The sequence below is a fragment of the Streptomyces azureus genome (assembly GCF_001270025.1).
In the GTDB taxonomy this organism is placed as follows: Bacteria; Actinomycetota; Actinomycetes; order Streptomycetales; family Streptomycetaceae; genus Streptomyces; species Streptomyces azureus.
Genome location: NZ_DF968366.1, coordinates 1 through 11,048, shown reverse-complemented (window position 1 = coordinate 11,048; position 11,048 = coordinate 1). Strand labels below are relative to the sequence as shown.

General features: G+C 73.4%; 10 protein-coding genes. 7 read left to right on the top strand and 3 right to left on the bottom strand.

The annotated features are described in order from the left end of the window. From AOQ53_RS29365 to AOQ53_RS29355, 3 genes are all read left to right on the top strand, one after another. Positions 1–421 (top strand): MOSC domain-containing protein (locus tag AOQ53_RS29365; RefSeq protein WP_148640389.1); only part of this gene is annotated, 421 nt, incomplete at its 5' end. Between the two features lie 176 nt (positions 422–597). Further along, the gene (locus AOQ53_RS29360; RefSeq protein ID WP_059421836.1) at positions 598–1,203 is read left to right on the top strand and encodes an Rv1733c family protein; all 606 of its coding nucleotides are present in this window, start codon (positions 598–600) and stop codon (positions 1,201–1,203) included. A gap of 227 nt (positions 1,204–1,430) precedes the next feature. After that, positions 1,431–3,872: a right-handed parallel beta-helix repeat-containing protein gene (locus tag AOQ53_RS29355; protein ID WP_059421830.1), complete on the top strand. Its 2,442-nt coding sequence runs from the start codon at positions 1,431–1,433 to the stop codon at positions 3,870–3,872. On the opposite strand, the gene AOQ53_RS29350 is transcribed toward AOQ53_RS29355, so the two are convergent. After that, positions 3,842–6,235, bottom strand: coding sequence for a hypothetical protein (locus AOQ53_RS29350; protein WP_059421828.1), 2,394 nt, complete (start codon positions 6,233–6,235; stop codon positions 3,842–3,844). The two genes, AOQ53_RS29355 and AOQ53_RS29350, sit on opposite strands and share 31 nt — an antisense overlap. Before the next feature lie 292 nt (positions 6,236–6,527). On the opposite strand from AOQ53_RS29350, the gene AOQ53_RS29345 reads away from it, so the two are divergent. Both AOQ53_RS29345 and AOQ53_RS29340 read left to right on the top strand, forming a co-directional pair. After that, positions 6,528–7,358: a DeoR/GlpR family DNA-binding transcription regulator gene (locus tag AOQ53_RS29345; RefSeq protein WP_059421827.1), complete on the top strand. Its 831-nt coding sequence runs from the start codon at positions 6,528–6,530 to the stop codon at positions 7,356–7,358. 63 nt (positions 7,359–7,421) lie between these two features. After that, positions 7,422–7,892 (top strand): SRPBCC family protein, encoded by a 471-nt coding sequence (locus AOQ53_RS29340; protein ID WP_059421826.1) that lies wholly within the window; start codon positions 7,422–7,424, stop codon positions 7,890–7,892. A gap of 31 nt (positions 7,893–7,923) precedes the next feature. Here the strand turns inward: AOQ53_RS29340 and cds1 are convergent, their stop codons facing one another. Next, on the bottom strand, positions 7,924–9,048 hold the full coding sequence (gene cds1, locus AOQ53_RS29335; RefSeq protein ID WP_059421825.1) for an L-cysteine desulfhydrase Cds1: 1,125 nt from the start codon (positions 9,046–9,048) through the stop codon (positions 7,924–7,926). 403 nt (positions 9,049–9,451) lie between these two features. Between cds1 and AOQ53_RS29330 the strand changes: the two genes are divergently transcribed. Continuing rightward, complete coding sequence (locus tag AOQ53_RS29330) at positions 9,452–9,775, top strand: hypothetical protein (protein ID WP_059421834.1); 324 nt, start codon at positions 9,452–9,454, stop codon at positions 9,773–9,775. 183 nt (positions 9,776–9,958) lie between these two features. Beyond that, complete coding sequence (locus AOQ53_RS29325) at positions 9,959–10,492, top strand: ATP-binding protein (RefSeq protein ID WP_174523367.1); 534 nt, start codon at positions 9,959–9,961, stop codon at positions 10,490–10,492. A 117-nt stretch (positions 10,493–10,609) separates the two neighbouring features. On the opposite strand, the gene AOQ53_RS29320 is transcribed toward AOQ53_RS29325, so the two are convergent. Then, a complete protein-coding gene (locus AOQ53_RS29320) occupies positions 10,610–10,885 on the bottom strand; it encodes a hypothetical protein (RefSeq protein ID WP_059421824.1) in 276 nt (91 codons plus the stop codon). Positions 10,886–11,048 lie beyond the last annotated feature (163 nt).

Here is an 11,048-nt window from a genome sequence, read left to right as displayed (position 1 = left end):
CCCGGAGTACGCGCGTCCCGGCGAGACCGTCTCCTTCGCCGACGGCTTTCCGCTGCTGCTCACCACGACGGCCTCCCTCGACGCCCTCAACGCCCTGATCGCGCAGGGTGATCACGCGGACGAGGGTCCGCTCCCCATGAACCGTTTCCGGCCGAGCGTGGTCGTGGCGGGCACCGACGCCTGGGCCGAGGACGGCTGGTCGCGCCTCGCCATCGGGGACGTGTCCTTCCGCGTCGCCAAGACCTGCGGACGGTGCCTGGTGACCACCACCGACCAGGGCACGGGTGAGCGCGGCCGCGAGCCCCTGTACAGCCTGGGGCGGCACCGGCGGCTCGACGGCAATCTGGTCTTCGGGCAGAACCTGGTGCCCCTGTCCCGGGGCACCATCCGGGTCGGCGACCCGGTCAGCATCCTCGAGTAGCGGGGCCTCCGGTCGGCGCCCCCGGGCGGGAACCGCCCCCGACGCCCGGGCGTTGGGCTTGTGTGAGAAGTTCATGAGAGTCGCCGGTGAGAGGTGATTTCGCTCTCTCTTCGCCCGGTTGGCGCGTGGACGGCTCGGCCGGGGGTTATCACGGAGCGGGAAGGGGGGTGCAGGCGGTGCGAGCGATCAGCGGACTCTGGCGCTGGCGGCGCAACCCGCTGTGCCGCGCGACCGATCTGGCCGAGGCCTGGGTGGCGCTGGCGGCCCTGGTGCTGATCCTCCTGGCCGCGCCGGTGGCCGGCTCCCTCGTCGGGGGCGCCGCCCAGGACGCCCTTCAGCGCTCCGTCCGCGAGCAGCACGAAGCGCGGCACCTGGTGACGGCCACAGTGGTCCGCAAGCTCGACCGCTCCCCGCTGGACGCCGACCCGGAGACCTCCACGGGCCGGGATCTGCGCAACCGCGTCCTCGCCGACTGGACGGCACCGGACGGCACCGCACATCAGGGCCCGGTGCTGGCGAGCCTCAAGGACCCGCAGCAGGGCGACGAGTTCCGGATATGGACCGACCGGCACGGCCGGATGGTGGCCCGCCCCCTCGACTCCGCGACGGCGTCGACGCACGCGGTCCTCGCCGGCTTCGGCGCGGCCCTGGCGGCCGGCGGTCTCGTCGAGGGCGGCAGACGGCTGATCGTCTGGCGCATGGTCCGCCGCAGGTACGCCCGTTGGGACCATGCATGGGACAAGGCGGGCCCGGACTGGGGCAGGACGGGCACCGGCAGCTGACAGCCTTCCGGCTCTGGTCAACCCACCACCCGCGCGCACGCTACGGTGGTCCGGCCGAACCGTTCGGCACAACCCGCGCGCGAGCGAGCAGGAGGGGCGCGCCGGTTTCGATGCCGCGTGCGCGCGCAGGCCCGAGGGCCCGGCCCGGTCGCGGTCCCGACACCGGTGGCAGCGTCCCGAAGGCGAACGAGCCATCAGTACGACCGAGGTGGGGGCACAGCTACACCATGGCACAGGGCACGGTCCAGGTGACGCACACCGGCACGTCGCGGTGGCGGCGCCGCACGGGTGAGTACGCATCGCTCGCCGCTGCCCTGGAGGCCGCGGCCGACGGAGACGTCCTCACGGTCGCCCCCGGCACCTACCGGGAGAACCTCGTCGTGCAGCGCGCGGTGACCCTGCGCGGCCCCGAGGGCTCCCCCGGCTCGGTGCGGATCGCGCCCGCGGACGGCGTGCCGCTGACCGTGCGCGCCTCGGCGGTGGTCCAGGACCTGTACGTGGAGGGCCAGGACGCGGCCGCCCCGGCGGTGCTGGTGGAGGAGGGCACTCCGGAGCTGAGCAACGTACGAGTGGTCACGCGGTCGGCGGCCGGGATCGAGGTGCGCGGCAACGCCCGGCCCACGGTCCGGCGTTGCGCGGTCGACAATCCGGCGGGCATCGGCATCGCCGTACTCGACGGCGCGGGCGGGGTGTTCGAGGAGTGCGAGGTCGTCGCGGCCGGCCAGGCGGGCGTGGCGGTGCGCGGCGGCGCCCACCCCCGTCTGGAGCGCTGCCGGGTGCACCACACCTCGGGCTCGGGCCTGTCGGCGACCGGGGAGAACTCGGCGCTGGAGGCGGTGGGCTGCGAGATCTACGAGGTCCGGGGCAGCGGTGTGCAGATCACCGGCCGGGCCACCGCGCACCTCACCGACTGCGATGTGCACCGCACGACGGCCGACGGAGTCACGCTCGACACCGACGCCGTGCTGACGCTGGCCGACTGCCGTATCCACGACATCCCGGAGAACGCGGTCGACCTGCGTTCCCGCTCCGTCCTCACGCTGACCCGCACCACGGTGCGGCAGTTCGGGCGCAACGGCCTGTCGGTGTGGGACCCGGGCACGCGCGTGGACGCCAACCAGTGCGAGATCTTCGACAGCACGGGCGACTACCCGGCGGTGTGGGTGAGCGACGGGGCCACCGCGGTGCTCGACTCGTGCCGGGTGCACGACGTGCCGGACGCCCTGTTCGTCCTCGACCGCGGCTCGCGCGCGGACGTCGTCGACAGTGACCTGTCGCAGGTGCGCAACACGGCCGTGTCGGTGAGCGACGGTGCGACAGCCCAGCTCGACGACTGCCGGATCCGGGACGCGGCCACGGGCGCCTGGTTCCGCGACCACGGCAGCGGCGGCACCCTCAGCAACTGCACGCTGGACGGCACCCAGACCGGCGTCATCGTCACCAAGGGCGCCGACCCCACGGTGGAGCGCTGCACGATCGACTCACCCGCGGAGGCGGGGGTGTACGTGTCGGCCGGAGGCCGCGGCAGCTTCCACAACTGCCGGGTGACGGGCAGCGGCGGCTACGGCTTCCATGTGATCGACGGCAGCCGTACGACGCTGCGCAAGTGCCGCACGGAGCGGTGCGCGCGCGGCGGCTACGAGTTCGCGGACAGCGGCGCGGACGCGTCCTCCGGGGCGGGCCCCCTGGTCGAGGACTGCACCAGCGACGAGAGCGCGGGAGTGCGGCCCCCGGCGGCGCGGGAGACGGCCGTGCAGACGGTGAGCCACTCCCCCGGCCTGCTGGGCGCGGTCCCGGGGCAGCGCACCGAACCGGAGCCCCCGGCCCCGGCCCCGGTCGCGGAGCCCGAGCAACCGGCCCGAAGCTCCAAGGACGTCCTCGGCGAACTGGACGCGCTGGTGGGCCTGGAGAGCGTCAAGCGCGAGGTGCGCGCCCTCACGGACATGATCGAGGTCGGCCGGCGCCGGCAGCAGGCGGGCCTGAAGGCGGCGTCGGTCAAGCGGCATCTGGTCTTCACGGGCTCCCCCGGCACGGGCAAGACGACGGTCGCGCGGCTGTACGGCGAGATCCTCGCGTCCCTCGGTGTGCTGGAGAAGGGCCACCTGGTCGAGGTTTCCCGGGTCGACCTGGTGGGCGAGCACATCGGCTCGACGGCGATCCGCACGCAGGAGGCCTTCGAGAAGGCGCGCGGCGGCGTGCTGTTCATCGACGAGGCGTACGCGCTGTCCCCGGAGGACGCGGGCCGCGACTTCGGCAAGGAGGCCATCGACACGCTGGTGAAGCTGATGGAGGACCACCGGGACGCGGTCGTGGTGATCGTCGCGGGCTACACGGCCGAGATGGAGCGCTTCCTGTCGGTCAACCCCGGTGTGGCGTCCCGCTTCTCGCGGACCATCACCTTCAGCGACTACGGCCCCGAGGACCTGCTGCGGATCGTGGAGCAGCAGGCCGAGGAGCACGAGTACCGGCTGGCGCCCGGCGCGGCTCAGGCCCTGCGGACGTACTTCACTCAGCTCCCGAAGGGCCCGGCGTTCGGCAACGGCCGTACCGCGCGGCAGACCTTCGAGGCGATGGTGGAGCGGCACGCGAGCCGGGTCGCCCAGTTCGCCGAGCCGAGCACGGACGACCTGACCCTGCTCTACGCGGAGGACCTGCCCGAGTTGCTCTGAGGCTCCGCCTCCGGACCGGGGCAGGGCTGCTCGGCCGTGTGCCGGGGTGCCGGCAGGTCCGGCCGCAGCCGGGCCAGCAGCTTGCGGCGCTCCTCGGCGAACGCCGGATCCGCCTGGTAGTCGGAGTGGCCGAGGATCGGCGCGGGCAGCGGGTGCATGTCGTTGCGGCCGTAGGAGAGGGGATCCTGCAACGGCACGTGGTCGACCCCGAGGTCGTGGTTGCCGGGCAGGCGCACCGGGCCGCCGATGGGATCGGTGAGCCGGTAAAGGTTGCGCCAGCAGTCGACCTCCCGGTGCAGGGAGCCGAGCGCGGCGGGGCCGAAGTGCGCCGGGAACCAGCGGCCGTAGAGCCGCTCCAGCGGGGAGCCGTATGTCAGCAGCGCGACGCGTTTGCGGGTGGACGGCGCGAGTTGCCAGGCCGCGGCGGCGGCGAGCACGCTGCCCTGCGAGTGCCCGGAGATGACCAGCCGTCCGCCGGTGACGCGGGTCCAGGTCGCGATCCGCCAGGTCAGGTCGGGCACCGCGCGCTCGGCGTAGCAGGGCGGGGCGAAGGGGTGGGCGGCGCGCGGCCAGAAGGTGCCGACGTCCCACAGGATGCCGATGGTGCGGCGGGCGGCGGCGTCCTTGTAGGCGCGCCTGCCCCAGGTGACGAAGAGTATGAAGCCGAGGCCGATCAGCCAGGAGCCGAGGGCCTGGGCGGTCTCGGCGGCGCCGTGGACGACGGGGTAGGTGCCCTGTGCCGCCTCGCCCGGTGTCTCGTCGGTGGTCAGGGCGCCCACGAGGGCTCCGGCACCGAGCAGCAGGGTGACACCGGAGGTGACGGCGACGATGCGGGGTCCCCGGTCGGTGAGGGAGGCCATCGCGCGGGTGTAGGCGATACGGCGGGTGCGGGCGCGGTCCTGGGCCTCGTCCGGGTAGTCGCGTGCCACCGCCTCGCGTTCGGCGCGGGCGAGCTGCCAGGCGCGGTGGGCCAGCCAGCCGAAGAGCACCAGGAGCACCACGATCAGGGGCGGGATCACGGACGCCTGCCAGGTCAGCAGGACCGGCGGGCCGTCGATCGACGTCCCGGTGCCGTCCAGCCAGTCGGACACGCGCTGCGACACACCGCCGGACATCACCCCGCCCAGGGCGCAGGCCAGCATCGCGACGGCCGGTCCGCCGAGGCCCCGCAGCACGGCCCGCCGGTCGGGGTCGGTGCGGTGCAGTGCGTAGGCGACGCCGGCGAGGACGATCACGAGCAGGCCCTGGACCGCGGCGAGACCGCCGAAGGTGGCGTCGCCCGGCAGTCGGCCGGCCGACTCCCAGCCGGGCCGCTCCCACCCCGCGTACAGCAGGGCCAGGGCGAGCAGGACGAGGGCGGCGAGCGGCAGGCGTCGTACGAAGCGCTCATCGAGTTCCCGGTCGATGCGTCTCTCGCTGCGGCCCCGGCGGCACACCACCCACACCACGGCGACCGCGCAGGCCGCGAGGGCTGCCTCCAGGAGCAGGCCCAGGATGTTCAGTACGGCGGGGCCGCCGGGCTCGCGGTCGTGGCGGGCGGCGGCGCCGGCGACCGCGGCGGCGACCGTGACCAGCCCGGCGGCGGTGTGCGCGGCACGCAGCCGGGCCACCAGCCGGCGTCCGTACCAGAAGCCGGGCCGGCCCAGCGCGGTCGAGCCGCCGCCGTCCTCGTCGGGCTCGGGGTCGCGGGTCGGCGGCTGCTGGGACTCGTAGTCGCTCCAGGTGCGCCGGGACAGGTACCACAGCAGGACGGTCAGGGCGGTCGGGACGAAGGACGCCAGGGCGAGCCTGCGGCCGGGGCTGTTCCACCAGCCGCCGTCCGAGACGGTGGGCGAGAGGAAGCCCAGCCAGGAGTGCCGGTCGGCGCACGCGCGCGTGCCCGCGCACTGCCAGGCCGCCAGGTCGAGGGCGACCTCGCAGGCCGCCGCGACGAGCAGCACCGTCAGGGTGAGCCCCGTGAGCCGCACCAGGAGGCCGTACAGGCGCACCGTGCGGCGGTGGCCCCGGGCGCTGGGGCGCATCCAGTGGGCGAGGTTGACGACCATGAACGGCAGCAGCAACAGCCACAGGGCCCGGGTGCCGTTGCCGGAGGTGAGATTGCACCAGACGTAGGCCTCGGGCACGGGTCCGTCGCGGCGGCGGTCGTCGGGGCTGCGCTCCGCGTCGACGTCGTCGGCGCGCCGGAAGACGGCCGCGATGTCGTCGCCGGTGATCCGCACCGTGCGCGGATCGTTGAGCATCTCCTGCGGCGTGGTGCCGCCCACGCCGTGGACCAGGAGTTCCAGGGCGGTCCCGGTCTCACCGGGCCGCCGGGCGGGCTGGTCGGGCCCGCCGGTCGAGTCATGTTCCCGCGCACGTTCCACTGATTCGCACTTCCCCCGTGACACGCCGTCGGCTCTGTCCGTGCGGGCACAAGGATCTCCACTTCTGCGGCGCCGCACACCTCCTGTCACGGAATCTCCCCGATCCGTAACACTGCGGAACGACGGGTGCGGCGTCGGGTGACATGTGCGCGACGAGCGGTCGGTGGCGCCGCCGGCTCCCCGACATGCAAGGATGGGGCGTCCGCGCACCGGAGCCGGGGGAGAATGTCCTGGTTGGGCCAGGTGTGCTGGGCCTGTCGGACGGCATTGAGGCGAAAGGACCGGAGCGTACGTGAGCGAGAATCAGAACCTCCTCGCGGAGCAGCGGCGATCCCTGATCCTCGACGAGGTCCGCCGCCGGGGCGGGGTCCGGGTCAACGAGCTGACGCGCAAGCTCGGCGTGTCGGACATGACGGTCCGCCGCGACCTCGACGCGCTCGCCCGCCAGGGCGTGCTGGAGAAGGTGCACGGCGGCGCTGTCCCGGTGGTCGAGGCGAGTACGCACGAGCCGGGCTTCGAGGCCAAGTCGGGGCTGGAGCTGACCGCCAAGGAGGACATCGCACGGGCCGCGGCCAAGCTGGTCGCGCCGGGCGCGGCGATCGCCCTGTCCGGCGGTACGACGACGTACGCGCTGGCACAGCAGCTGCTGGACGTGCCCGACCTGACGGTGGTCACCAACTCGGTGCGGGTGGCCGACGTGTTCCACGCGGCGCAGCGCACCTCGGGCCCGCGGCAGGGCGCGGCCACTGTCGTGCTGACCGGCGGTGTGCGCACCCCGTCCGACTCGCTGGTGGGGCCGGTCGCCGACCAGGCGATCGCGGCGCTCCACTTCGACCTGCTGTTCCTCGGGGTGCACGGCATATCGGTGGAGGCCGGCCTCTCGACTCCGAACCTCGCGGAGGCGGAGACGAACCGGCGGCTCGTGCAGTCGGCCCGGCGGGTCGTCGTGGTCGCCGACCACACCAAGTGGGGCAAGGTCGGCTTGAGTTCGTTCGCCTCGCTGGAGCGGATCGACACACTCGTGACGGACGCCGGTCTGCCGGACGAGGCGCGCGGGGTGGTCGTGGAGCACCTGCGGCGGCTGGTGGTGGCCGGGGAGCCCGAGGAAGAGACTGACAGCTGACGGGTCGCCAGTCAGGGTGACGCTGCCGGTCATCGCCCGCTCCCACACAGGAGGGCTTCGTCCATGGCTCACCGTCTGCGCCCGGTGGGGCTCGACTTCGTCGGGGTCGCGCCCGTACGGCACGTCTTCGCACGGGAGATCTCCGCTCCGGTGGAGGCCGTCTACCGCGCCCTGGAGGACGTGCCCGGCTGGGCCGACTGGTTCCCCCAGGTGACGGCCGCCCGTCCGGTCGACGGCGGGAAAGGGCGCGACATCCGCCTCATGGGAGGCGTCCGGTTCCGGGAGTCGGTCATCGCGGCGGAGGGACCCGAGGTGTACGCCTATCGCGTCGACGTCACCAACGTGCCCGGGGTGCGGGCGATCGCCGAGGAGTGGCGGCTCGCCCCGGCCGGCACCGGGACCCGGGTGCGGTGGACGTTCGCGACCGACGGGACGGCGGCGTACCGGCTCGCCATGAAACCGGTACGGGCGGCTCAGGCCAAGGCGTTCCGGGACGCCGTCACGGCGCTGGACCGCAGGCTGGCGGCGTCGTAGCGCCGCGCGCCGACGGGACCGGGATCTCGGCTCAGTCGGGCCAGACGCCCGTCTCCAGCAGCGAGTCGATCGCGGCGGTGTACGGCTCGATGTCCAGCCCCTGGGCGGCCAGCCAGGTGTCCGAGTAGTACTTGTCGAGATACCGGTCCCCGGGGTCGCACAGCAGCGTCACGACGCTCCCCTGCCGTCCCTCGGACACCATCTCCGCGACGATCTTCAGCGCGCTCCACAGGCCCGTGCCGGTCGAGCCGCCCGCCTTGCGGCCGATGGCGCGCTCCAGTGCCCGTACCGCGGCGACGCTGGCCGCGTCGGGCACCTTCATCATCCGGTCGATCGCGCCGGGCACGAAGCTGGGTTCCATACGGGGCCGGCCGATGCCCTCGATGCGGGAGCCGCAGTCGTAGGTGACGTCCGGATCGCCGGTGGTCCAGCCCTCGAAGAAACACGAGTTCTCGGGGTCGGCCACGCAGACGCGGGTGTCGTACTGCATGTAGTGGACGTAGCGCGCGAGGGTCGCCGAGGTGCCCCCGGTGCCCGCCGTGGCGACGATCCACGCCGGCTCGGGGAACCGCTCCATGCGCAGCTGCCGGAAGATGGACTCGGCGATGTTGTTGTTGCCGCGCCAGTCCGTGGCCCGTTCGGCATAGGTGAACTGGTCCATGTAGTGGCCGCCGGTCTCGGCCGCGAGGCGGGCGGACTCCTCGTACATCGTGCGGGGGTCGTCCACGAAGTGGCACCGGCCGGCGTGGAACTCGATGAGGCGGATCTTCTCGGCGCTCGTCGTGCGCGGCATGACGGCGATGAAGGGCACGCCGATGAGCTTCGCGAAGTACGCCTCGGAGACGGCCGTCGAGCCGCTGGAGGCCTCGATCACCGGGCGGTCCGGCCGGATCCAGCCGTTGCAGAGGCCGTAGAGGAAGAGGGAGCGGGCGAGCCGGTGTTTGAGGCTGCCGGTGGGGTGGGTGGACTCGTCCTTCAGGTACAGGTCGATGCCCCACCGCTCCGGCAGGGGGAAGTGGAGCAGGTGCGTGTCGGCCGAGCGGTTGGCGTCGGCCTGGACTCTGCGGACGGCTTCTTTCAGCCATGCGCGGTAGGCGATGTCACTGTGGTCGACGTCGAGGGTCACGCCGGTCCGGGTCTGCTGGGGAGTGCTCACGAGGGGGCTCCTAACGCTGCGCGCCGACGACGCGTCGCGCGGCCGACACCCCGATCATATGCACCTTCCACACGCTTCTCACCTGCATAAACGCACCTTTGAGCCCCCCAAAGCGCCCCCTGGGGCAGGGCCCGGGGCAAGGGGGCGCGCGGTCCAGGGGGCGCACTGGCGTGTGTGCTCCGGGCGCCCCCAGGAGAGGGGGTCCGCTGGACTGGTGCTCGGCGCCGGGTGGGGGCAGACTTCACCGCGGGACCGGGGCTCCGAACGGGGTACCCGGCAAGGGGCGAGGCACCAACCGGAGCAAGCATCCGGACGGGGGCACACTGGATCAGGACACGAGCCTGTGCCGGGTACCGCGGAGAGCGGGGGCCGGTGCACCGACGCGCACAAGGGGGCGGGCGGCATGGCGGAGCCGGAGTTCAGGGCCACGGGCGTGCGGATCGGGAAGCGGCTGCGTTCGCTCACCCGGGCCGGACAGGTCCGGATCAACGACGGCCGGCTCGAGCTGCTGACCAGTTACGGCAGTGAGATCGACAGCGCGCCGGTGCAGGCGGTGCGCGCCTCCAAGCCCTGGTTCGGCCCCGATGACCGGGCCACGGCGGATCTCAACGGCAATCGGTACCTGCTCACCCTGGGCGACCACGACCCCGCTCCGGGCGAGCCGGGGCCGCCCGCCGCACGGCGCTTCATCGAGGCCGTACGCAGGGCGGCGGGGCGCGGCGACTGAGATGTCCGCGAGTTGCGGTCCCTTACCCCCTGCGTCACTCTGGTCTCACGTCACTCTGGGTTTACCGGCGATAACGCTGCGAACCAGCCCGCCGGCCACGACAGCGGGCGGCAGTGTCACGAAGGCGCCCTGCTGGATCCGAACTCCGTGTTCTTCCGGACCTCACGTCGGGGAGTCGCAGCCGTGATCAGCTACCCAAGCAGGCACTGCACGGTGGAGCTCCAAGCCCTGCCGTCGCGGATCGGCCAGGTCCGCAGAATCGTCTCAGCGCAGTTGCGCTACTGGCACCTGGACGCCCTGATCGACCGGGCCTCGCTCGGCGTGACGGAGCTGTTGTCCAACGTCCACCGGCACGCCCAGCCCGACAAGACGTGCACCGTGGAGATAGAGCTGCTGCTCGACCGGCTCACGGTCTCGGTACGCGACCACGACCCACGGATGCCCGTGGTCGACGACGCCGAGCCGCTGGCGACCTGCGGGCGCGGGCTCGCGATGGTGGCCGCCATGAGCGAGAGCTGGGGCGTCCGGCCGGACGGCGAGTCCGGCAAGGTCGTGTGGTTCACCCTCCCGACGTCCTCCGCCGCGGTCGCGGCGCCGTCGCGCCGGGCACGGCGCACGGTCCTGGAGAAACCCGCGCTCAGGTTCGCGGAGGTCGGGCACACCGCCGACGGGCTACGGCCCGAACATGCTCCCGCCCGGTCCGCCGTTGCCGGTTGACCGGGCGGTGACCACCGTCCCGCCGGGGGGGCGCAGGGGCGAGCGCGTCGATGCCGCCTGCGCCCCGACCTGACGCGGTGCCCCACGTTCGGCGCGTGAGTTCGGGGACGGTGTCGCTCAACGCCGGTGTTCCTTCCGGTAGCGGGCGACCGCCGACGTGACCACGCAGGCGGCGGCCAGCCCGAGGCTGACCGTCCAGGCAGGACCGACCCAGGGGGAGACCAGATCCTCCACCCGTCCGTCGCCCCAGTGACAGGTCGCACGGGGCGGGAAGAACCCCTCCTCGAACCGGTCCCAGCCGGGTCGTGGCCACGACGGCGTGCCGCACATGCGGGCCGGATCGGCGAACAGCACCCGCGCCGCGCCCCACAGGCAGGACAGCCCACCGACCACCGCGCACCCGGCGATGACGTTCCGGGCGCCGCGGTGAGGCGCGATGGATCCCCCGGGCGCGAACCCGACAGGCCGGGCGCCAGCCGGACGTCTCGCGTCCCGCGAGGCGCCAGGCGGTCCCCCTACTCCGTGCAGCCCTGCCGGCCGGACGCGAGCGTGGCGC